Below are 22544 nucleotides of genomic sequence, written 5' to 3'. Positions count from 1 at the left end.
TGACTATCCACGAGTTCGGCGCGGCCAGTCGACTGCTGTTCACTCGCCAAACTGCTCGCATCGTACACCGGATGTGCTACGCCTGTGGCGAGCGAAACGTTCGGATGGTATCTCGCTTGCCGGACGTGGCGTCGACCTCGACGCAGCCCAGCTCGGTAAACACACGGTTCCAGTCGCGGTGGTATAGCGGGAAGTCGTCGTTGACGTAGCTCACGTCGGGGTCCGATTCCTGTGACCGATCATCCTCGCCTTCGTTTTCGATCGTAATGAGGAGGTCGCCACTGATTCGAGCCAGGTCCTCGAACACCCACTCGACGTCCGGGTGGAGGTGTTGCAGCGTCTCGACCGAGTAGACGACGTCGAACTGGTTGTCATCGAACTCGCCAACGACGGCTTCGATCGAGTCGTGATAGAACGTTCCGTCGGCGGCAAGCTCGGGGTACGCCTCTGCCATGACGTCGAACGCGTCGTCGTTGACATCGATTCCTGATAGGGTTTCGAAGCCATCGTCGTGGAGATGCGCGAGGTGACGGCCTGAACTACAGCCCACCTCGAGAATAGATGCGTCTCGGCCGACGAGCCGATCGAGAATACTGCGGATCGTCTCACTCGTCTCGTCAGGCCCGTAGTAGGCGTAATATTCCGGTGAGTATTCGCCGGACCGGTCTGCCCACTGGCGACGGACCGTTGTAGAATTCACGTGTACTACTGCCGACGAACACGTAAAGTCTAGGTGGTCTCTCTCGTCCTTTTTCATCCATCAACGTCGGATTCACGCCGACACGCCATCCATCGGGGTCGTCATTTCGTCTTGTCGAGAGCGCCAACCCGCGACGCACGCTCTCGGATCCCCGTCACGCGGAGGACCGTCGGCATCAGCAACCCCTGGACGAGCGCACCGGTTATCGCGACGCCGAAGACCACCGCTTGAATGAATTCGCGGCGCGGCAGCCCTGCAGGCAGCCCGAGCGTCAGTGCGATTGGGACAACGGTGTGTAATCCACCCCAGACGAGCATGTGTTGATAGCTCCCCGGCGTCTTCGTCGTGGCAATCGCGTTCATAGTGCCGACTAAACTGTAGACGACCACCGCCCGCACGAGCAAGACGAGGACGGCAGCAACGAGGATGAACTCCAGCCGTCTGACCAGACTGTCGATCGGGACCTGTGCGCCGATGAGGACGTAGACCAGCGTCGAGATGAGAAACGCGCCGCCTTCCCAGGTGTCGCGGACGAACTCGAGAATGTCGGGATCGATCTCGATCCCCTCGCTTGCGGTCGTCTCGATAAACAGGCCCGCGCCTACCGTTGCGAGGATGCCGCTGACACCGACCACACTCGTGGCGAGGACGTAACTCCCGTATGCCACCAGGACGGTACTGAGGAGGATCGCCATGCGTTCGGGAACGCGACGGATGAACTGCGTGGCGGTGTATCCGAGGACGGCCCCGATGAGGAAGCCGCCGACGCCGACGACGATGAGATCGATTACGACTGTGGTGGCGATCTCGGAGCCGCCCGTCGGCGTTGGGCGCTCAGCGACGAGCACGAGTAGGACGTTCACGATAACGACCGCAACCCCATCGTTAAACAGGCTCTCGCTGTCAATGATGACCGACAGCCGCTCCGGCGCGTCGATCTCTTCGAACAGCGAGAGGACGGCGACCGGATCCGTCGGCACGACGATCCCAGCCAGCAACAGCGCAATCAGTACCGGGAGTCCGAACACTGCAGCCGTCGCCGCGCCGAGCAGTGCGACCGCCAGCGGAATCCCGACCACGACTAAGACGAGCGGCACGACGATGTTCTCGCGCAACACCCTGCGATTCAGTTCGATCGCCCCGTTGAACAGGATCAGCGGGAGCACGAGAGACATGATCACGTCGTGAGAGAGCCAAAGCCCGACGTCGATGGGGAGGATCGAAATCCCCACCCCGATCAGAATCAGGAGAATCGAGTACGGAATCTCGAGCCAGACGTCGACGACGACCCTGATCGCCAGTGCGAGGACAAGCAGTGCGAGGACGCGATACAAAAACTCGAGCGCCGCACTCATCACTGCACTCCTCCACGCGGACGGGATAATACCCGGTGGATACACAGCCGTGGTAGTCCGTCGTAACTGAGTGTTTCGTTGTCAGCAGTGACGTGACCATGTGACTGGCGAGTGACGCCCGTCGGTGAATTCATGCCGCAAGTTTCTCGAGACGGCTGCCGCTCATCGATCCGAGGGTCTACATGGTTCGCTCCCGGAGACTCCTATCGAATGTCGGCCGAACCGTCGTACCGGAACCGCGATCGTCGGGAACTCGTTCGGTTCTATCTGCTCGATCACCGGACGCCGCTGGGAAAAGCGATCGACATCGCGCTGTTCGCTTTGAATTTCGCGTTCGTCGCCATCTTCGTCGCCGAAACCTACGCCCTCTCGGCTGACCTCCGGACGACGCTCTGGCACCTCGAGGTCGGGATCGCCGTCGTCTTTCTGGTGGAGTACGTTTTGCGACTGTACGGCGCTGCGGATCGCCTCGCGGAGTTCGCCAACCCCTACACCGTCGCCGACCTGCTCTCGATTTTGCCAACGTTCCTCGTGCTGTTTTTACCGGGGGTGACGATCGTCAACGTCGGGTTCCTCCGTGCGGTCCGGGTCGTTCGTGCGCTCCGGTTCTATCGGTTCACGCAAGACGCGGAGTTCTTCTTTGGAACGATCTCCGACAATGCCTTGCGCGCGCTGAAGTTGCTGTTGACGGTGCTGGTTTTGCTGTTCGTTTCCGCTGGCCTATTCTACAGCGCCGAACGCGCGGTCAATCCGGATGTTACCACGTTCGGTGACGCCTTTTATTACGTCGTGGTCGCGCTATCGACGGTCGGGTTCGGTGATATCGTTCCGGTCACGGCCGCCGGCCGGTGGGTCACGGTGGCGGCGATTCTGGTCGGCATCATTGTCATCCCGTGGCAGGCAAGCAAGATCGTCCGTGAGTGGAGCCGCAGGGACAAAGTCGACGTCACGTGTCCGAACTGTGGGCTGTCGTCTCACGACCGGGACGCCTCCCACTGCAAAGCCTGTGGCCACGTCATCTATCAGGACGACGACTCGAGCGAGTGACCCATCACGGAGACAAGCAACGCACACGCGGTAGGTATTCGTGGTACGTCGACTGTCGATATCGTGTTGGGATACGTACCGAGACACTGGGTTCGAAACGGCAGTGGACGCACGACTATCCACTGCTGAAGTCGTCGGCTGCGTTGATAATCAGTCGAACTGATCAATTCATCGGCCGATAGCGACGCTCTCTGTACGATTTCGGCGCTAAGCTTACAGTCGTCGATTCCGATATAGACAGTTGTCGAAAACCAGGAGGAAAAAATATGAGTTATAGGTCTGGAGTCGAGCGTATGCAGTACCGACCCACACAACCCAATAATGTCTGGTAAATACGACCTAGTTATCGTCGGCGGCGGTATCAGTGGCGCATCCCTTCTGTACACGACCGCAAAGTTCACTGATATCGACTCGATCGCACTGATCGAGAAGGAATCGGAGATCGCAGCGATCAACTCCCACCACACCAACAACTCCCAGACTCTCCACTTCGGAGACATCGAGACCAACTACACGCTCGAGAAGGCCGAAGAGGTCAAAGAGGCTGCGGAGCTTCTCGCGGGCTATCTCGAGAACCACGACCCCGACCGAGAGATGCACTCCAAGCGCAGCAAGATGGTCCTCGGGGTTGGCGACGAAGAGGTCGCAGAACTCGAGGAGCGATACGAGGACGAGGGCTTCGGCGACCTCTTCCCGAAACTCCGGCCGATCGGCCGCGAGGAGATCGCCGAACTCGAGCCGAAGGTCGTCGAGGGCCGCGACCCCAACAAGGAGATGCTCGCCCTGCAGACGCCCGACGGCTACGTCGTCGACTACGGCGAGACGTCGAAGTCGTTCGTCGACGAAGCGCGCGAGGAGGCAACCGTCGACGTCTACACCGGCACGGAAGTCACAGACATCACGCCGACGCTCGACGGCTACACGATCGAAACCGACCACGGTCGCTTCGACTGTGACGCCACCGTCGTTGCCGCCGGCTCGCACAGCCTGCAGATGGCGAAGGAACTCGGCTACGGGCAGGACAAGGTCTTGCTCCCCATCGCCGGGAGCTTCTTCCTTGCGGACACCGACGACGGCCTCCTGAACGGGAAGGTCTACACGCTCCAGATGAAGAAGCTGCCCTTCGCGGCCGTCCACGGCGACGCGGACGTCCACGACGGCAGTATCACCCGATTCGGGCCGACCGCAAAGCTCGTCCCGACGCTCGAGCGCGGCCGCATCTCGACGGTGAAAGACTTCCTCGACGTGTTCGGCCTGAACGCATCGGCGTTCCTCAGTTACGCCAACATCCTTTCGGACCGCATCCTGCTGCCGTACGTCCTTCGGAACCTCCTCTATGACATCCCCGAGGTCGGCCGGAAGCAGTTCCTGCCGCACGTCCAGAAGGTCGTTCCGACCGTCGAACTCGAGGACATCGAGCGCGCGAAAGGCTACGGTGGCGTCCGCCCACAGATCGTCGACACGAAGAACAAGTCCCTCGACATGGGCGAGGCCAAGATCGTCGGCGACGACATCATCTTCAACATCACGCCGTCGCCAGGTGCCTCGACGTGTCTCAAAAACGCCATGCGCGACACGCACACGCTGCTTGACTTCCTCGGCGACGACTACGAGTTCGACGAGGAAGCCTTCCGCGAGGAAACGATCGGTCACTTCCCGCGTGCTGACGACTCCGACGACCCGAAAGTGGTCGCACCGAGCGCTGACGACGACTGATCGGCCAGCGCGGTCCCGTCCGTTTCAGTTTCGTTCGCGGGACTCGATCGTCCCACACTCCGATTTTCTCTCCCACCGCTAGGCCGTGTCCTCGCTCGAGTCAGCCATGCGCTCGCTGTAATCCCAGCTGTAGATTTCGTGGGGATCGATCCGAATCCGGATTTCCTCGCGGTCGTCGTCGAGCAACCACGTTGCGAGCGCCGAGTCGGTCCCGCCGAGATACCGCTCGAGGAGCGCCCGCAGGACCGTCTTGTCGGTATCGGGCGCGAGGGTGGCGGTTCCGTTCCCCCTCACGCCGCGATAGGGGACGTCGTTGGTCGAGACCTCGAAGGCGACTGCCGGATCGTTCCGGAGGAAGCGAACGAGCGCTGCGTTGGCACCGGTCGCACACTCGAGGGTGCCCTCGCGGTAGCGATACCACAGCGTGACGAGCCACAGCGAGCCGTCGGGTCGCTGGGTCGCGAGCCGGATCGGGATCGTCGTCTCCTGGAAGAAGGTCTCGACCTCGGATTCGGACCAGGCTCCGCGGAAGTCAGACACGGGCATACTCGAAACGACACGTCACAGTTGCAAAAAGCTCGACCACGAAAGGGTGACGAGCGCGCTACTCGGCTTTGGGGAGCGTAACCACGAAGACGGCTCCCTCGGGATCGTTGTCTTCGACCCAGATGTCGCCGCCGTAGGCGTCGACCAGCGTCTGGGCCAAGTACAGGCCGAGTCCAGTGCCGGCACTGTCGAGTCCGCGCTTGCCTTTGCCAAAAATCTCGTCTTTTTGTGCGTCGGGAACGCCGGGACCGTTGTCCGCGACGCGAACAGTGACCTCGCTCGCGTCGTCGGACACCGAGACAGTCACCTCGGGAACCGCCTTGTCGTTGTGCTGGACGGCGTTTTTCACCAGGTTTCGGAAGACTGACTCGAGCATTTCGTTTGCCAGCACGGCCGTCTCAGGGAGTGGCCCCGCGACGGAGACATCTGCGTCAGCGTGCTGTGACTGGACGTCTGCAACAACGTCCGTGATGAGGGGACGGAGGCGTATCTGGCGCTGCCCGTCAGCGTTCGCGAGCATCACGTCGGCCATCTCCCGTGCCGTCTTTGTCAACTCGACTGCTTGCGACGTGCTGTCTTGGAGCGTTTCGAGATAGTCCTCGCCGTCGCTGCCCGCCTCGACGTGGTCGGCCAGCAGATCCGCGTAGGCGAGCACGATCTGGAGGTCGTTGCGGATGTCGTGGCGCAACACCTGGTTCAGCGTCTCGAGGTCGTCACGCTGTTTCTCGAGTCGCCGTTCGTACGCCTGGCGTTCGTGCATGTGGCCGTCGAGCGTCCGACACAACTGGTTGAACCCGTGCTCGATGCGTTGCCACTCGTCGGCACCCTCGAGCGTGATGCGCGTCTGATACTCCTGGTTTTCGACCGCTTCGAAGCCGGCTAGCAACGCCTCGAGTTGCGCGAGGTTCCGCCGGTAAACCCACCACCCGAACAGGGCGAGCGTGCCGAGCACGAACACGAGCGCGCTGCCCTGAAGCATGGTGAGTTCGCGGCTCCGTTCCTGTATCGGAACGCGACTCTCACTGACGGCGACCGTCCAGCCGGTCTCCGAGAGCGTCGTCTGGCGTTCCATCAGGTCGGCGTTCGGCGACGGTGCAGCCGTATAGATGCGCTCGCCGGACTGTGACTCGATCGTCAACCCCTGTTCGGCCTCGAGCGTCGACGCAAACTGTGGGAAGAAGTTCCCGTGTTCTAAGTGAAACGCCGCGTTGAGCGTACCAACGCGCGTGCCGTTCTCGGACAGCGGCGTACTGACCGTCAGGATAAGGTTCCCGGATTCGGCTTCGATCGGCTCGCTCACGTAGGTCTCGCCGTCCATCGCACGCCGAAAGTAGGTGCGGTCGCTGAAGTCGTCGCCGACGGCGGCTCTCGGTCTGCCGGAGTCGGCGACGATGGTCGTCATCGTCCCGTTGGCGGCGATGACGGACGCGCCGGCAAACGACGACCGCTCGACGAACGTCTCGAGGGCCCGTCGCTGGGACGTACTCCCGTGGCGTGCCAGTTCTGGGTTCGTCGCTCCGATTTCGGTGGTGCGCTGGAGCGCGGCGAGTTGTCCGTCGAGTTCGGACTGGAGATGCATCGTCGTATGTTCGAGTTCCTCTTGTTCGTGGGTGTAGAGGGCGTCTTTGTGGTGTTGAAAGCCGACGACGACGGAGGCAGAGAGGACCACTGCGATAAGCGCGATGAGGAGAAGAAACAGGCGCTTGGTCTTCATCGAGTGTGTATTCGTCGTTTGGACAGTGAAAGTACTGATTTCGCCCGACAGCTACGTCTTCGACCGGCTCCCAGCAGCCGACTGTCTCACCCGACCCCGAAGACGCGACACCGCGATCCGGATCGTCGCTGCGGACGCCAGTCGATGTTCTTATACCGACACGCTGGGACGGGAGAGAGTACAAGTGGCTGTCAGTAGCATGGTGTCCTGGTGGCGGACGCACGTGGGCGCTCTCGTCGGGGTGGCCGGTGGCGTCGGTGTGCTGTATGCCATCCAGTTGCAGAACTTCCTGCTCTTTCACAGCCTTGTTGAACTGGTCAGCATTCTCATCGCTGCCGTCGTGTTCCTCATTACCTGGAACGCACGCGAAGAGCTCGATCGGTCGTTTCTGGTAATTCTCGGCGTCAGCTATCTGTTCGTCGGCGGCGTGGATCTGCTTCACGTCCTCACGTACAAAGGCATGGGGGTCTTCCCCGGCACTGGTCCGAATCTGCCGACTCAGCTCTGGGTCCTGGGGCGGTATCTCGAGGCAGGCTCGCTTTTGGCTGCAGGAATCGTCGGCCTCGTCGTCGGTGAGCGAGACGACCTCGAGTGGACCGGGAACACGCTGTGTGCGCTAGTGATGGGCTATGCTGCCATCGTCGCCCTCGGACTCGGGTCGATCTTCGTCGTCGACTGGTTCCCACAGATGTACGTCGAGGGGAGTGGCCTGACACGAGTCAAGGTCGCCAGCGAATACGTCGTTATCGCCCTCTTCGCGGCCAGCCTTGGTCTCCTCTATGGCCAACGGGAGACGTTCAACCGGCGTCTTTTCCAGTTTCTCGCCGGCTCGATACTGCTGACGATGGGCGCAGAACTCGCGTTTACGTTCTATGTCGATGTCTACGGGATTTCCAACGCCGTTGGGCACTTCCTCAAGCTCGCCTCGTTCTATCTGATCTACCTGTCTGTCGTGAAGATGGGGATCAAAGAGCCACAGAAGACGCTCTATCGAGCACTGGCAAAGCGCGAAGCCGAGGCTCGCAAATTCAAAAAGGCGGCCGACTACTCGGGCCATGCCGTGTTGATCACGGACCGAGATGGCACCATTCAGTATGTCAACAGCGCGTGGGAGGCGATCACGGGCTACTCGGCAGCCGAAGCCCGCGGGCGGAACCCCCGACTCCTCAACTCCGGCGAGCACGACGAGGCGTTTTACGACGAGCTGTGGTCGACGATTCTCGCGGGGGACGTCTGGGAGGGAGAGATCGTCAACGAGCGTCAAGACGGCGACCGATACGTGATCCACCAAACGATCGCGCCGATCTTCGGCGAGGACGAGACGATCCAAAACTTCGTCGCGATCCACGGCGATATCACCGATCAGAAAGTCTATCAACGACAGCTAGAGAGCGACCTCCACCAGAGCGTCACGCAGCTTCAGGTGCTCGCCCGCGTGCTCCGACACAACATCCGCAACGAGGTGAACGTGATCGCGGGCAACGCCGAGATGATCCAAGAGCTGTCCGACGACACCGACGACATCGCACCGATGGCTGGCCGGATCGTCGACGCGAGCGATCACTTGCTTGCCCAGGCCGACAAGCAACGTGAGATCGTCCAGTTCCTGTCTGCGCCGTCGACGACAACGATACTCGAGCTGTCGGCCGTCGTCGACGATATCGTGAGCCAGCTCGAGCAGCAGTATCCTCGGGCCGATATCACGATCGACATCCCGGCCGACCTCGTGCTCCGTACGCTGCCGGAACTCGAGCAGGCGATCACGGAGGTCGTCGAAAACGCCATCGTTCACACCGAGTGCGGAACGCCTACGGTGACGATCAGCGCTCGTTCCCGGGACCGGATGGTCGAAATCCGGGTCGAAGACAACGGACCGGGGATTCCAGCCGCGGAACGGCAGGTAATCGCGGGGGACGCGGAGATCGACGCGCTCTTACACAGCAACGGCATGGGGCTGTGGCTCGTCGATCATATCGTCATGGAAGCTGGCGGCACGATTCGATTCGAAGACGCACAGTCCCGTGGGAGTATCGTTACACTGACTCTCCCACGAAACGGGACGCTGAGCGACCGGAGCGATTCTTCCACCCCGATTGCCACCACCCGGTGACCCCTCTCTCGTCGCTGTCACACCGTTTTCTCGGCTGACCCATGGTTGCCCTCGAGTGGTGTCGATCCGTCATAGCCGGCTCTCGTCGCTCGAGCGGGCTGCTATCGCGTCTCTCGTGCGTTGTAATTGGCGCTGACTCGACTGCTGTCCCTGTTCTTGTCCGGGCTCGTCGCTTACAGACCCGTTCGTGCTCTCGCTCTCGTTTTTCTGTCCGAGCAGATCCGTTTCGAACGGCTGCTCGTACGAGAGAAACTCGAGTGGAACCGTCCGCTGGACGCCGCCGTAGGAAAGCGTCGCAGTGAAGTCGACCGTCAGGGTCGACCGTTCGTCGTTTCGGAGGTGTGTCACCCACCACTCGTCGAGTTTGGAGTTGTTGATTGCTGCACTGGCCTCGAGCGTTCGAGTGTTGTTGGGCCGTAACACGGTCTGTTGGCCGGCGATGCCCTGCCCGACGACGATCCCGTTGAGTCGGACCGTGTATCGAAGTTCCGTGATCGGCACCGGAACCGGCGTTGGATTGGTCACCGTCGCCGATGCGTCGATCGGCGTTCGGGTGGCGGTGGCGGTGCCCCACTGTGCGTTCGTCTCATCGACGACCAGCAGCGTTTGGCCGGCGACCTGCAATTGCTGACTCTCGTTCGTTTCGAGCGGCTCGAGCAGGTTCGTGTGAACCGTTTGGGTTCGAGCCCACTCCGTCGCCGGGAGCCGGATCCCGGCGTAGTTGACGACGACGTCGGGTTCGACTCGAACCGTCGTTGTCTCGTTTCTGTTGACGTGGGAGGCCCACCACTCGGGGATCTCGTCGTTGTCGAGCCACGTGCTGACGGCGACGGTCTTCTCGTCACCGCCGAGATTGATGCGGTTTTTCTCTCCCGTCGCGACTTCGATATCGTTCATCGAAACCGTATACGAGATGTCCGCTGCGGGGCCGCCGACGCGGAGCAACAGCGTATTATCGACGGTGAGCTGCGTTTCGACTTCAGTCCGGTCGGCCGTAACGGTCCCCCAATCGTTGTCGACCGATTCGACCTGCGGTCGGCCTACTGTGAGGACACCGTAGGCCACAGTTGCGACGATCAGGAAGACGACGAGAAGAACTACTGCTCCCGTTCTGCGACGAACCATCTACCGCAATTTCACTGTCACCGTAATTCCGACATCGCGTTACACATTCAGGCCGTTGAAATCCACCACCCATTCGACCGATCCCGGCAAGATGGATCGTCCTCGTCCCGATTTCTGTTGACTTCTGGGTGCATCTCGATCGGCCGTCTTTCATGCCGACCTGAAATTGGGATGTGAGTAACTATTTTTACGGGTGCCGCCCAAGGCTCGGTAGAGCCATCCGGCTCGCTCATCATGAACGTCGACGAATTTGTTACTGCAAACGAACCGAAAGCTGGCGACGAGACGTTTCAACTCGAGAACTCGACGCTGCTCGATATCGACCTCGACGGAACCGTCATGGCGAAAGCCGGGTCGATGATTGCCTACGACGGAGACATCTCGTTCACGGGGAAATCGTCCGCCGAAGGCGGCATTACGGGATTCATAAAAGAGAAAGCGACGGGAGAGGGAACGCCGGTGATGGAAGCGACCGGGTCCGGCCATCTCTATCTCGCGGATCAGGAAAAGAAGATTCAGCTCCTCGAGCTCGATGCCGGACAGTCGATTTCGGTCAACGGCAACGACGTCCTCGCGTTCGAGTCGAGCGTGAACTACGAAATCCGGACGATCAAGAGCATCGCGGGCTTTTCGGCCGGCGGCATGACCAACGTCTTCCTCGAGGGACCCGGCAGCGTCGCGATCACGACCCACGGCGAGCCACTGGTCTTGCGCCCGCCGGTTCGCACCGATCCCAGCGCGACCGTCGCCTGGAGCGATACGACACCCGGCAGCCACGTCGACAGCGCACTCTCGAATATGATCGGCCAGTCCTCTGATGAGACCTACCAGCTCGAGTTTTCGGGCTCGGAGGGGTTCGTGGTCGTCCAGCCCTTCGAGGAACGCGGGCCACAGCAGTAGCAGGCACGACGGCCACTGCCACGGACTCCTGTCAGTCAGTGCCGGCCGGCCGCGACCGCCCTGCGGGTCCACCGGGACACAGTGACAGTAACCCGGATGACGTGTCGGCCATAGATCGACAATCGTCGGGACAGTAGTACCACTATCGATGCTCTCGATTGGTGCACCGCGCGCTGACACCGCGGCCGTCGTCGTGGCTACGGTTGCCCTCACGTTGCCCCATCTCTTCGCCGGCCGACTCGGCGTCAGCGGCCGGATCCCCCGGAGCCGATGGCTGTCGATCGCCGGCGGCGTCTCGGTCGCGTACGTCTTCGTCCATCTCCTGCCGGACGTTGGGGAAGCTGCGGCAACGCTTGCGGCACACGGAAGCCCAACCGCCTTTGCTGAACACCACGGCTATCTGATCGCTCTGCTCGGCTTCGTCACCTTCTACGGGCTCGAGCGACTCGTCCGACGGTCGAACGCCGACTCGGATCGAACGGGATCAGCTGGCGACGGCATTTTCTGGATCCACGTCAGCTCCTTCGCCGCCTACAACGCGATCGTCGGCTACCTGCTGTGGGATCGCGAACTCGGGAGTCTCCTCTTGTTTTCGGTCGCAATGGCACTGCATTTCTTCGTCACCGACGATGGCCTCCGCGCACACCACGGCCGGACGTACCACCGGCGTGGACGGTGGGTGCTCGCGACGGCGGTAATCGTTGGGGCCGTCGCCGGCTATGCCCTCGAGAACGTCGACCTCCTCATTGCGGTGTTCGTCCCGTTTCTCGCCGGTGGGGTCATCCTCAACGTGATCAAAGAGGAGTTGCCATCTGATCGTGAGAGTCGATTCTGGGCGTTCGCCGTCGGTGCGGCGGGCTACGCTGTGTTGTTGCTGTTCGTTTAATATGCATCCGTTCAAACCGTGCTCGTCGCCGGCAGACTCGAGCGGGAGCGTTTTGTCGGTCCACCGCAATCACTCGCTATGAGACTCCGACGGCCGCGCCGCCCACAGCAGTTTCGGCTCGCGGACTCGGCCCAGCAGACTGTCGGCGGGTTTCTGCTGGCAGGCCCGTTCGTGGTCACTGAGGAGGTTTGGACGCTCGCGGAAAACATGCACGTCCTGCAGGCGCTCGTAATCGTGGCCATCGTCTTCGGGATCGGCTATGCGGCGCTGTATAAGGCGGACACGACCCGCGATGCTGACGACGAACAGGAGGTCGTTGGGGTCCCGCTTCGCTTTATTTCGCTGATGACGGTGACGTTCGGCTCAGTAACTATCCTCGCGCTGTTATTTGGTGCTCCCTCGACCTTCCTCGAGACGGAGTCGGCCGGCAAACTCGCCGAGACGACGTTCAAGGCCGTCAGTGTCGGTTCGGTTTTCAGCGTCGTCGGCGCGGCAACAGCCGACACCATCTTTGCGAAGTAGTGTTGGATTCGTTCGTTGATACACAGCTCTCTGGGCTGCGGTCGTGTTTCCGATTTAGTCGACTGGCTCGAGCGGCTCGGTCAGCGTTGTGATACACGGTTGCGGCCGCTGGTGTTCGCACATCGAAGCGTCCCGAAGCTTGACGGAACTCTCCCACGAAGCACAGCGACGTGACCGATCCTGTCGCTGCCCCGCTTCAACTGTTGGTGTTTCGGGTGGCGATCGCGTTCGGGATCGGCGCGCTCATCGGACTCGAGCGCGAACAAAGCGAATCGGGCGGTACGTTCGCTGGGAGTCGCACGTTTCCGCTGTTCGCACTCTATGGGGCGCTCGTCCAGGCGTTTTTCCCGACGCTGCTTCCGATCGCAGTTGGGACGCTCGTGGTGCCGCTGACGGTGGCGTATCTCGGCAAGATCTGGTTCGAGGGAGACATCGGGCTGACGACGGTGATGGCCGCGTTACTGACCGTCGTCCTGGGAGCACTGACGACCCATTCGGAACGCGGCGCGGTTCTGGCCGTCGCCGTCGGCGGTGTCGTCACAGTTCTGCTCTCTGCAAAGGGACCCATTCATAACTTCGTCGACCGGATTGACGAGGCCGAACGCCGCGCGTCGATCAAGTTCATCCTCGTCGTGTTGGTTGTCTTTCCGCTCCTCCCCGATCGGGAACTCGACGTCGCGCTCGGACTCAATCCACGGTTCATCTGGCTCATGGTCGTGTTCGTCACCGGACTGAGCTTCGCCGCCTACGTTTTGAGTCGGACGATCGGGACGGAACGGGGGATCGCCCTGACCGGTATCCTGGGCGGGTTCGTCTCCTCGACCGCGACGACGGTATCGATGGCCGAACGCGCGAGCGCGGACCGCTCCCTCTCCCAGCTCTGTGCGTTCTCGACGATCGTCGCGTCGATCGTCATGTTTCCGCGGGCACTCATCGAAGTCGCCGTCGTCAACCGGGAGCTGCTGCCAGACGTCGCCGTTCCGCTGTCCGTAATGACGGTTATCGGTGCGTGTATCGCCGCCGTCATCTACTGGCGAGCGACCACGAAGCGAGACGAGGAAGCCAAAACCGACCTCACGAACCCGTTTCAGTTGCGCCCGGCGCTGTTTTTCGGTGCCGTCTTCGCAGCCGTCCTGCTGGTCTCCGAGTCCGCCCACTCCCTGCTCGGTGAATCGGGAGTCTACGCGACCGCGTTCGTCTCCGGCCTCGCCGACGTCGACGCGATCACGCTCACGCTGAGCAGGCTCGCAGCCGACGGAACGATCTCGAACCACGTCGCCGCAACGGGAATCGTCATCGGCGCGATCGCGAACACCATCGTGAAAGCTGGTCTCGCGTGGGTGATTGGGACCCACGAACTCGGTCGCGTCGTGACTGCTGGCCTCGGTGCTGTGTCGGCGATCGGACTCCTCGTCGTCCTGCTCGTCTGAGCGACTCCCCGTCCGGCTACGACTCCGACGTGGCTCGACCGGTTATCGTGTCGAGCTCGAGCTCGAGGATGCGGATCTCGATCTCGTCGATGTTCTCGTCGAAGACGCGAATGGGTGCGAACTGCCGGTTGATCTCGGCCGTATCGAACCGATCGTACTCCGAGTCCGGAATTTCGGAGAGTTGGCCGGTGACCATCACGCTCCAGGACTCGATCTCGCGCGGATCGTCGGTCGCTTCCGTCCCGTAGCAGACGTAACACGCCGTCTCGGTCGCCTCGATGAACGCCTGTTTTCGGCTCCCGTCGGTGACGCCGAGCCGGAAGTAGAGCCCGTCGCTGTCGTAGTAGTGTGCCAGCGGGATGGCGTAACTCTCGTCGTCTTTCGAGAGCGAGAGAACGCCCGTTTCGGCCGTTCGTAGCCGCTCTTCGATCGTCGACTCGTCGATGCCGAACGTGTACGCGTAGTCGATGTGTTTCATCAGCGGGAGAAGGGTAGGAATGAGTACACGGCCGCGGGCTATAGATGTTCGCTCCGCCGTGTCGGTTCCGCACGGCTGTGGCGCTATGGTGGGAGCGGTGCTCTCCTCGAGCGCTAGAGGTACGAACCGTCGTACGATGCCTCGGACCGCTCTGCGTGGGAGTTTCCACAGTCGTTACACTCGAGGTGATCCATGTTGTTCATCGAGACCTCGAGCGAGCCGCAGTTCGCACAGTAGAAGCCGTGCTGTTCGGTGTGGGTGTCATCCTCGTAGGTCGCGAAAAACGGCGCTGCGGTGCCGGACTCTGGCTCGTCGCGGGCGATGTACGCCGTCGTTCCGTCGTCGGTTGTCGTCAGTTGCCCGCTGACCCGTTTCGTTTCAGGAAACTCCTCGTCTGCTGCGTCCTCCCCTGTCGAATCAGGGAGAGTCGCGTCGACGTCCGGCTCCGTGTAGACGTAGTTGACGACCGACTCATCGGCAATCTCGACCCGCCGGTCCCCGTCGTGTTCGAGGCCGAGCCGTTCGACGAAATCGTGGCCCTCCGTGTTGGCCTCGAGCACGGTGACACAGATGTGTTCGGCCCCGCGGTCGCGGAGGGTCTCGGTCGCGGTCTCGTACAGTTCGGTGCCGATGCCTTTCCCTCTGTGTTCCGGATCGACGAACAGCCACCTGACCTCGCCCCAGCCGTCCTTGAGTCGTCCTTCGACGAACCCGGTGATGGTCGTGTCCTCGATTTCCGAACTGGTTTCGGCGACCTGCAGCAGGGTCTCCTCGTCCTCGCGTTTGTCGGTGACGGCCTCATCGGCGAACTGGTCGTCGACCAGCCCGTCGATCTGTGCCGGACTGAGCCTGAACGAGGCCGTCAGCGAACTGTCGACGACCTCGCGAATCCGGTCGGCCGCTGCCGGTGTCGGTTCCCGAATCTCCATAGCGAATGCCCGGCATCGACGCGGATAAGATGGCTGCCGGCGGAGCCATGCGGCCACCCCCTCTGATTCGACTCCTCTCCGTCGGGTTGGTGACACGGTCCAAAAGTGCCGACGCGGCTCGAGCGCCGCTGGAAGCCGAAGACTGGCAGTTTGCCGTCCGCCCACAGATCTCGTGTGACCACCGCCTGAGCCGGATTGCTGTCACGAGCCCTCGGCCACCCGAAGCACGGTCGCGGGTGCGCCGGCACTGACTGACAGCGGTCCGCCTGCAATGACAGTGCGACTCGAGTCAGACCTCGAGACGAGTTACTCCTTGCTGCCGGTGATGACCACCGGCCGATCAGTGTTGAGAATCACTCCCTGAGAGATGCTTCCGAACAGTGCTTTCCCGACGGGCGAGCGCTTCCGACCGCCGAGGACGATCGTGTCGACATCGTGGGCCTCGGCGTGCTCGAGAATGTCCTCTTCGGTGTCGCCGCTGTCTTCGACGATCGTCACGTCGATGCCGGCGTCCTCGAGGGTTTCCGCTGCGCGGCGGACGGCATCGATCTCGGAGGCGGAATCGTGATCCTCAGCTTCCGCCTCGCTTTCCTCCGTGAAGACGAACAGGACGTAGGCCTCAACTGCATCCGCGGCAGTCGGCAACGCCGTGACGTAGTCGACCTGTGCCAGTGCCCGGTTCTCGTTGGTGTCAACAGGAATCAAGACGCGATACATAGACACGTGTTAGCAGTCTTTAACTATAAACCTCGTCCCAACAGGGGGTCTCCTCGCGGTTAGTCCGCGTCGTCGCGCTCTCGCAGGGAGCGCCGTTGGATCTTTCCCGTCGTCGTCGTCGGGAGCGTTTCGACGAACGCGATGTGTTGAGGATACTCGTATTCAGCCAGCCGATCACGGACGAGCGTCCGGATCTCCTCGCGAAGCGCGTCGGGATCGTACTCGTCGCGTGCGGGCTTGACGAACGCTTTGATCGCCTCGCCACGGGTCTCGTCGGGAACACCGACGACACCGACCTGTTCGACGGCGTCGTGGGTCAGAATCGCGTCTTCGACCTCCATCGGCCCAACGCGGTAGCCGCTGGTGAGGATCACGTCGTCGGCCCTGGAAACGAACCACAGGTAGCCGTCCTCATCGCGCTTGACGAGGTCGTCGGTCAGGAACCACCTTCCAGAAGAGCGTTGCTCTTCTGACTCCCCGCGAGCGGAGATGTCGTCGATCTGTTTATTCGCTGTTTTCTCGGGCAGCCCGTGGTACTCGTCGAAGAAGACCCGGCGATCGCCCGGTTTAATCGCGAGTTCACCGGTCTCGCCACGCTCTTTGCGCTCGTGCGTCTCGGGATCGAGCACCGCGACCTCGTAGCCCGGGAAGGGCTTGCCCATGCTGCCCGGCCGCGTGTCGAACCAGGTTTCGGAGTTGCCAACGACGAGGTTGAGTTCCGTCTGGCCGTAGAACTCGTTGATCGCGACGTCGTCGAACGTCGCGTCGACCCACTCGACGACCTCCGAGGTGAGCGGCTCGCCGGCCGAGGCGAACGTCTCGAGCGAGAGATCAAAGCGGGCTTCGGGGTCGTCGACGCCCATCAGCATCCGGAGCGCAGTCGGCGGCATGAACGCCTTCGTCACGTCGTGGCGCTCGAGGAGGTCGTAGACCTCCTGGGGGTCGAACCCATCGCGAGGCCAGCCGACGATCGTACAACCGTGATGCCACGCTGCAAAGAGGGTGCCACCGAGGGCTGCACCCCAGGCCCAGTCGGCTGGCGTCCACAGCGTCGCCTCGCCCTCTGCGAGGCCCTGATCGAAGTAGTTGTACGCCGCGGCGGCCCGCCCGAGCCAGAGCGCGTGGCTGTGCCGGACGCCCTTCGGTGGACCCGTCGAGCCGCTGGTATACATGATCGCCGTCGGCGTCTCGGGCGTCGCATCGTAGACGTCGATTCCCGGCTCGTAGGCGGCGACGAGCTCGTCGAAGGCGTGTGCCTCGCCTGTGACCGAGTCGGCATCGCCGAGTTCGATGACGTGCTCGAGTGCTGGACACTCCTCGCGGATCTCGTCGATCGTCTCCCGGACGCTCGGGTCGACGACGACGGCTGTGGCTTCGCTGTCTGCGAGTCGGTACTGAAGTGCATCACGACCGAACAGTACCGTCAATGGAACCGACACCGCACCGAGTTTCCAGTTCGCGAGGTGGGTCAGCGGGTTCTGCGGTTTCTGTGGAACGACGACGCCAACCCGGTCGCCAGCCGTGACGCCGAGGTCAGCCAGCGCGGCGGCGAGGCGATCTGATCGCTCGTCGAGGTCGTCGAAGGAGTAGGTCTCGAGGCCTCCGTCGGGGTGGTCGTACCGCAGCGCCGTTCGACTCGTGTCCTCGTGTTTTCGAAGGAAGTCGACGGCAGGGTTGTACTCGTCGGGAAGGTCCCACGAAAACTCCTCATGGGCCGTCTCGTACTCGTCGTAAGTCGGCATTACCGTCCAGGTCATGCGGTGGCGTACCGGTGCCAGCACATAGCCTTTTTCGACATGCGCGAACCTCGAGGTGGATCGGGGATCGCGGGCCTCAATCAGCGAGCGCGGTGGCTCATTTCAATCTTCTTCCTCCTCGTCTGCTTCCGCCTCATCGTCGCTTTCTTCCTCGTTTTCGTCCGCTTCTTCCTCCTCGTCTTCGTCGGTCTCACCCGATTCTTCGTCCGCTTCACCTTCGACTTCGACCGTCGCTTCGACTTCGATCGTCAACCCGCTGGCCTCGAGTTCGGCCTCGAACTCGCGTTCGTCTCCGACCTCGATCTCGAGTTCGTTGGAATCCACTTCGACTTCGACCTCGACGTCGACGGTGACTTCAGTGTCGTCCATACCGACTCTTTGCTCGGCCATCCTATAGGAGTACCGCGCGTCGTCGGGAGCCGAACGCGTCTGCCATCGTTGGTGAGCGATCCGGCCCGGAACATATTTTTAGGCTGGCCAAAAACAATAGGTATGGCCGATTCCGTCCGGGTAACGCTCGAGGGAGCCGACGAATCGACGTCGATTCGCATCTACGGCGACGAGGGAGACGTTTCGACCGGCGACGCGACGTTTCGTTTCAGTATCGATGGTGGACACGACGAGGATGAAGACGAGGGTGCCGACAGTTCATTCACGGCCGAAGCAACCGATTGTGACGACCCTCGCCGTATCGCCCCGCTTGCAGATATCCCGACCCATGGAACGCTCAGGTGCGAGGCCCGCTCCGGGAATCGGGGGACGGAGCTGATCCTCCGCCGAGTGGGCGACGACGTGACTGCGTGGCGAAACTCGTGTCCGCACAAACCCGAGGTCAGGCTCGACCCCGGCTCCGGCGCGATCGTCCACGACGAGCAGCTGGTGTGTCACGAACACGGCGCGCGCTTCGAGTGTGGCAACGGCGTCTGTACAGCGGGTCCGTGTCGTGGCGACGCGCTCGACGCCATCGACGTGACCGTCCGTGACGAGAGCGTCTACCTGACCGACGATCGGTTTGAGTCATGCCGGCGACTGGACGATCCGACCGCGTGACGATAGCCGTCCTCTCTCCGACGAGCAATCGTGATCGGGCGTGTCGTCCTACGACTCGAGCCAGCCGGGAACGGCGTTGACCGATTCGAGCACCGCCGTTGCGCCTTCGCGCTCGTACTTTCGTCGCCCCTCATCGCCGGTCAAGCCGCCGGTCAGGACACCGATCCCGTGGTACTCGCGGTCGGAATCGGTCTCGCTTGCGTTGACTGCCGTTCGGATGTCGTCTAACGTGTCACCGACGAACGCAACGCTGGTCACGTCGAACCGCTCTGCGAGGGTCGTCAACGCTTTCGGGTGCGGTTTGCCCTCCTCCCAGTCGTCCATCGTGAACCGACGGTCGACCGGAATCGCGTTGTCGAGTCCGACCCGCTCTAAGGCAATCTCGGCTTCGGCCTCCGGCCGGCCGGTCAGCACACCCACGTCGTATTCCGCGAGCAACCGGTCGCGGGCCTCGCGCTCGAGTAACACCGGTTCGTCGTGGATAAATCCGGGCGTCTCGCGCTCGAGATCCGGCTCGCCGTCCTCGAGGCCGCGATAGAGTTCATCGCCGAGATACAGCTGCTGGAAGACGTCGCGAAGTCGCTCGCGGTCCCACCGGTCGGTTACACGCTGGGTCGCTTGGGCACCGATCGCCTCGCGGACGACGGTCTCGGCGGCCTCGAGTCCGCCGCCTGTAGCGGCGATTTCGTCGGTAAACGTCTCGAGCGACTCGTTATATCCTTCCTCGGTCGCGAGCACGTAGAGTGCAGCGGCGTAGGTGAGCTCCCAGTCGTTGTTGAACCCGCCCGCGTCTTTGAACTCCTGAATGTCGTCCTTGCGGATCGTCCGCCCATAGACTGCGTCGACGGACTCGACGATCGCGCGCCGGTAGGAGTCGGCGACGTCGACGAGCACTCCGTCGATGTCCAAGACGACGGCATCTGCGTTCATACCCGCCCTGACGAGGCGCTGGGAATAAAGGCGGTCGGATTCGCTTGCGGACACAGCGCGGCTCCCCGATCGGGACGAAAAGTACTCCTCGTCTTCGGTTACTCGTTTTCGATCATCACCGCTGTCGCCTTGATCACCGCGTTCACCTCGTCTCCCTCTGCGATTCCGAGGCGGTCTACTGAACTGGTCGTAATCACTGCTGTCACCGTCTGGCCACCCGTTGTCTCGACCGTGACCTCGGCCATGATACCATCCGTCTCGATCGACTGGACGGTTCCATCGAGTCGGTTCCGAGCACTCAATTCCATGCTGACCACCACCAGCACAGCGGTATTATAATCCATCCCGACAGCATCAACGGATGCGATTGCCGGCCCAGAACGGCGGTCACATTGTGACCGGCAGGCCGTTCTCTCAGTGAACCGCTCGAGCGACGTACAGCGTCCCGGACTCGATCGTCTTGCGCTCGACCGGCACTGCGGGCTGGTCTCCGCCGAGGGTCGTAAAGACGAACGCAGCGTCGACCGTCCGTGCGACCTCGAGTGCCGGCCGGTGAAGTTCCGGCGGCAGGTTCCGCGCGTAGATTGCGTCCGCGTCCGCGTAGACCGACGGCTCGGGATCGACGATATCGTCGCGCACGAACGTCACACCCGCTGGCACGTCACGGTCGTAGATGTCCGTTGCGGTGACTGCCACTCCGCGCTCGGCGAGCGCTCGAGCGAGGTCGGGCCGGCGGCCGATCCCGATTTCGACGACTCGCTCGTACGCAGTGAGGTAATCGACTATTGCGTCAGGATTCCGGCGAGAGTCGGCCATGGCGGGACGTTTATGCCACCCGCGGTCATAGCACTTGCTATGCTCGTCGATATCGTGCCGGTCGGAAACGTCTCCGCCGAGGTCAAGCGGGCGGCCTCTTCTGCACTGCGATCGGTCTACGACTGCGACGTGTCGATCAACGATTCGCAGTCAGTTCCAAACGGTGCGTATGACTCCGACCGGAACCAGTACTCCGCCGAGACGTTCATTCAACTGGCCGAGCGCGTCGGCCGCGGCACGAAGAATATCGCGATCACACCCCACGACCTCTTCTATCGGCGTCGAAACTACGTGTTCGGACTCGCGTATCTCGACGGCAGCGGCAGCGTCGTCTCTACCTACCGGCTCCAGACCTCGAGCGACGGCGGCTTCTCGAATCAAAGCGCCGCCGATATCTTCGAGGATCGGGTCCGCAAAGAGATCGTCCACGAGATCGGCCACACCTACGGCCTCGAGCACTGCGACAACAACCGCTGTGTGATGAACTTCTCGCCGACGGTCCGCGAGGTCGACATCAAAGAAGAGAACCTCTGTGGGAGCTGTCAGCGGTTGATTAGTTAACCACGTTCCGCCACTGTTTGTCGGTACGATATCACCACCGCAGCGATCATTGTCTCGCGTCGTCGGTCACCGCTCGAGCAGTCGCGAGACCGCCTCCCGTCCCCGCGCTTGCACTCGCGAGAGCCAGCCAAGCGAGACGGGGCCGACGACCGGCAGCGTCCACCGGGCGTCGGCGGCAGCCTCGAGTGTCGACTGCTCGTACTCGCTGACGAACTCCCACAGGAGGCGACTCGCGTCCGGCCCGTCGGGTGCGGTAAACCGACCGTCGGAACTGCCGCCGGACCACGCATGGCCCATGCCATCGACGAGCCATTCCTCGACGACGAGGGTTCCGGTCGCGTCGCGATACTGGCGTCTGGCATACTCGTACGGGCCGCTTGTGCCGGTCTCCACTCGGTCGGGCTCGATCTCGAGCGTCTCTTCGCCGCCGTCGACTCCGAGATGGCTCGCCCGGAGCGTGCCCTCGGTAAGCTGCCGGGCGTTGGTCACGTCGACGATATCGTCATCGGTCCCGTGGAAGACGATTGTCGGAATCGCACGCGAACGGTCGCCCATCGCCTCGTACGCTTCGATCCCTGCCTCGCGTCCGTCCTGCCTGTCGCCACGATACATCTGTGACAGTGCCGAAAACGCGCTTCCGACGGCGTCGTAGGCAGGTCCGCTGTGAACGCCCGCCGCAGCGAATAGGTCGGCGTATTCGACGATCGCTCGAGCCGCCATCGACCCGCCGGCCGAGAGGCCGGCGACGTACACCCGATCCTCGTCGACGGCAAACTCGGCTGTCACGCTGCGCGTGAGGTCGGCGAGCCAGGCGAGTTCACCGCTCCCGCGTGTGGCCTCCGTGTCGTCGTACCAGTTCCAACACCGGAGCGGGTTTCCAAAGCGCGACTGTTTCGGGTAGGCGACCAGAAACGTCTCGTCCGCTGCAACCTCGTTCATCCCGGTTTCGGCCGCAAACGCCGCTGGCGTCTGTCGACAGCCATGCAAGAACACGAGCAACGGCACCGGCTTGTCGGCGTCGTAGCCGGGTGGCACGTACAGCCGATACGATCGCCCGTCGTGGTCGCTGCCCAGGAACTCACCGGCAGCAGAACCTGGCTCCGAGCCCGCACGCTCACCGCCAGCCCGGACGGCGCGTTCGGCACCGAGCGGGGACGACTGCAACAGCTCCTTCGCACGGAGCAGCGTTCGGCGACCGACTGCGTCGTCGGTCGCGTCCGTGTCGTCACTGACGGGCATACTGCAGCCATGACTA

General features: G+C 62.3%; 23 protein-coding genes. 9 read left to right on the top strand and 14 right to left on the bottom strand.

Annotated features, from left to right (window positions below; translation table 11 throughout):
• Nucleotides 1–76 precede the first annotated feature (76 nt).
• Nucleotides 77–700 (bottom strand): class I SAM-dependent methyltransferase, encoded by a 624-nt coding sequence (locus BDK88_RS03040; RefSeq protein ID WP_130499116.1) that lies wholly within the window; start codon nucleotides 698–700, stop codon nucleotides 77–79.
• Between the two features lie 101 nt (nucleotides 701–801).
• Nucleotides 802–2055, bottom strand: coding sequence for a cation:proton antiporter (locus BDK88_RS03035; RefSeq protein WP_130499115.1), 1254 nt, complete (start codon nucleotides 2053–2055; stop codon nucleotides 802–804).
• Between the two features lie 210 nt (nucleotides 2056–2265).
• On the opposite strand from BDK88_RS03035, the gene BDK88_RS03030 reads away from it, so the two are divergent.
• Together BDK88_RS03030 and BDK88_RS03025 are read left to right on the top strand one after the other, a co-directional pair.
• Complete coding sequence (locus BDK88_RS03030) at nucleotides 2266–3102, top strand: ion transporter (protein ID WP_130499114.1); 837 nt, start codon at nucleotides 2266–2268, stop codon at nucleotides 3100–3102.
• 321 nt (nucleotides 3103–3423) lie between these two features.
• The gene (locus BDK88_RS03025) at nucleotides 3424–4818 is read left to right on the top strand and encodes an FAD-dependent oxidoreductase (RefSeq protein WP_130499113.1); all 1395 of its coding nucleotides are present in this window, start codon (nucleotides 3424–3426) and stop codon (nucleotides 4816–4818) included.
• Between the two features lie 78 nt (nucleotides 4819–4896).
• On the opposite strand, the gene BDK88_RS03020 is transcribed toward BDK88_RS03025, so the two are convergent.
• The gene (locus tag BDK88_RS03020; RefSeq protein ID WP_130499778.1) at nucleotides 4897–5358 is read right to left on the bottom strand and encodes a pyridoxamine 5'-phosphate oxidase family protein; all 462 of its coding nucleotides are present in this window, start codon (nucleotides 5356–5358) and stop codon (nucleotides 4897–4899) included.
• Between the two features lie 64 nt (nucleotides 5359–5422).
• A complete protein-coding gene (locus BDK88_RS03015; RefSeq protein WP_130499112.1) occupies nucleotides 5423–7078 on the bottom strand; it encodes a sensor histidine kinase in 1656 nt (551 codons plus the stop codon).
• Nucleotides 7079–7301: 223 nt separating this feature from the next.
• On the opposite strand from BDK88_RS03015, the gene BDK88_RS03010 reads away from it, so the two are divergent.
• Complete coding sequence (locus BDK88_RS03010; RefSeq protein ID WP_242611597.1) at nucleotides 7302–9188, top strand: MASE3 domain-containing protein; 1887 nt, start codon at nucleotides 7302–7304, stop codon at nucleotides 9186–9188.
• A gap of 69 nt (nucleotides 9189–9257) precedes the next feature.
• On the opposite strand, the gene BDK88_RS03005 is transcribed toward BDK88_RS03010, so the two are convergent.
• Nucleotides 9258–10313, bottom strand: a complete 1056-nt coding sequence (locus tag BDK88_RS03005) for an LEA type 2 family protein (protein ID WP_130499111.1) — start codon at nucleotides 10311–10313, stop codon at nucleotides 9258–9260.
• 234 nt (nucleotides 10314–10547) lie between these two features.
• Between BDK88_RS03005 and BDK88_RS03000 the strand changes: the two genes are divergently transcribed.
• The 4 genes from BDK88_RS03000 (at nucleotide 10548) to BDK88_RS02985 (ending at nucleotide 14051) form a co-directional block, all read left to right on the top strand.
• Nucleotides 10548–11213 carry an AIM24 family protein gene (locus tag BDK88_RS03000; protein WP_130499110.1) on the top strand — a complete coding sequence of 222 codons (666 nt, stop codon included), beginning with the start codon at nucleotides 10548–10550 and terminating at the stop codon, nucleotides 11211–11213.
• A gap of 148 nt (nucleotides 11214–11361) precedes the next feature.
• Nucleotides 11362–12099, top strand: a complete 738-nt coding sequence (locus tag BDK88_RS02995; RefSeq protein ID WP_130499109.1) for a hypothetical protein — start codon at nucleotides 11362–11364, stop codon at nucleotides 12097–12099.
• Between the two features lie 78 nt (nucleotides 12100–12177).
• A complete protein-coding gene (locus BDK88_RS02990; protein WP_130499108.1) occupies nucleotides 12178–12621 on the top strand; it encodes a DUF2391 family protein in 444 nt (147 codons plus the stop codon).
• Nucleotides 12622–12791: 170 nt separating this feature from the next.
• Nucleotides 12792–14051 carry an MgtC/SapB family protein gene (locus BDK88_RS02985; RefSeq protein ID WP_130499107.1) on the top strand — a complete coding sequence of 420 codons (1260 nt, stop codon included), beginning with the start codon at nucleotides 12792–12794 and terminating at the stop codon, nucleotides 14049–14051.
• A gap of 16 nt (nucleotides 14052–14067) precedes the next feature.
• Here the strand turns inward: BDK88_RS02985 and BDK88_RS02980 are convergent, their stop codons facing one another.
• The 5 genes from BDK88_RS02980 to BDK88_RS02960 all read right to left on the bottom strand — a co-directional run bounded on the left by BDK88_RS02980 (nucleotide 14068) and on the right by BDK88_RS02960 (nucleotide 18301).
• Nucleotides 14068–14529, bottom strand: coding sequence for a pyridoxamine 5'-phosphate oxidase family protein (locus BDK88_RS02980; RefSeq protein WP_130499106.1), 462 nt, complete (start codon nucleotides 14527–14529; stop codon nucleotides 14068–14070).
• A gap of 113 nt (nucleotides 14530–14642) precedes the next feature.
• Nucleotides 14643–15458 carry a GNAT family N-acetyltransferase gene (locus BDK88_RS02975; RefSeq protein WP_130499105.1) on the bottom strand — a complete coding sequence of 272 codons (816 nt, stop codon included), beginning with the start codon at nucleotides 15456–15458 and terminating at the stop codon, nucleotides 14643–14645.
• Nucleotides 15459–15764: 306 nt separating this feature from the next.
• Nucleotides 15765–16175, bottom strand: a complete 411-nt coding sequence (locus BDK88_RS02970; protein ID WP_130499104.1) for a universal stress protein — start codon at nucleotides 16173–16175, stop codon at nucleotides 15765–15767.
• A gap of 59 nt (nucleotides 16176–16234) precedes the next feature.
• Nucleotides 16235–17932, bottom strand: coding sequence for an acyl-CoA synthetase (locus BDK88_RS02965; protein ID WP_130499103.1), 1698 nt, complete (start codon nucleotides 17930–17932; stop codon nucleotides 16235–16237).
• A gap of 102 nt (nucleotides 17933–18034) precedes the next feature.
• Nucleotides 18035–18301 (bottom strand): hypothetical protein, encoded by a 267-nt coding sequence (locus tag BDK88_RS02960; protein WP_130499102.1) that lies wholly within the window; start codon nucleotides 18299–18301, stop codon nucleotides 18035–18037.
• Between the two features lie 123 nt (nucleotides 18302–18424).
• Here BDK88_RS02960 and BDK88_RS02955 point away from each other — a divergent pair, with 123 nt between their 5' ends.
• Entirely contained in the window at nucleotides 18425–18982 is a 558-nt protein-coding gene (locus tag BDK88_RS02955) for a Rieske (2Fe-2S) protein (RefSeq protein WP_130499101.1), read from the top strand.
• 48 nt (nucleotides 18983–19030) lie between these two features.
• Here the strand turns inward: BDK88_RS02955 and BDK88_RS02950 are convergent, their stop codons facing one another.
• The 3 genes from BDK88_RS02950 to BDK88_RS02940 form a co-directional block, all read right to left on the bottom strand.
• On the bottom strand, nucleotides 19031–19912 hold the full coding sequence (locus BDK88_RS02950; RefSeq protein WP_130499100.1) for a TIGR01548 family HAD-type hydrolase: 882 nt from the start codon (nucleotides 19910–19912) through the stop codon (nucleotides 19031–19033).
• Between the two features lie 98 nt (nucleotides 19913–20010).
• Entirely contained in the window at nucleotides 20011–20220 is a 210-nt protein-coding gene (locus tag BDK88_RS02945; protein WP_130499099.1) for a TOBE domain-containing protein, read from the bottom strand.
• Between the two features lie 106 nt (nucleotides 20221–20326).
• Entirely contained in the window at nucleotides 20327–20728 is a 402-nt protein-coding gene (locus tag BDK88_RS02940; protein ID WP_207225246.1) for a UPF0146 family protein, read from the bottom strand.
• A 39-nt stretch (nucleotides 20729–20767) separates the two neighbouring features.
• Between BDK88_RS02940 and BDK88_RS02935 the strand changes: the two genes are divergently transcribed.
• A complete protein-coding gene (locus BDK88_RS02935; protein ID WP_008010665.1) occupies nucleotides 20768–21289 on the top strand; it encodes an archaemetzincin family Zn-dependent metalloprotease in 522 nt (173 codons plus the stop codon).
• Nucleotides 21290–21355: 66 nt separating this feature from the next.
• Here BDK88_RS02935 and BDK88_RS02930 read toward each other — a convergent pair whose 3' ends face one another.
• A complete protein-coding gene (locus tag BDK88_RS02930) occupies nucleotides 21356–22528 on the bottom strand; it encodes an extracellular catalytic domain type 1 short-chain-length polyhydroxyalkanoate depolymerase (RefSeq protein WP_130499098.1) in 1173 nt (390 codons plus the stop codon).
• Between the last annotated feature and the right edge of the window lie 16 nt (nucleotides 22529–22544).

Origin of the sequence: Natrinema hispanicum (assembly GCF_004217335.1) — an archaeon.
Taxonomy (GTDB): Archaea; Halobacteriota; Halobacteria; order Halobacteriales; family Natrialbaceae; genus Natrinema; species Natrinema hispanicum.
Note: the sequence above shows the minus strand (reverse complement) of the source record. Positions and strands in the feature narration are given on the sequence as shown.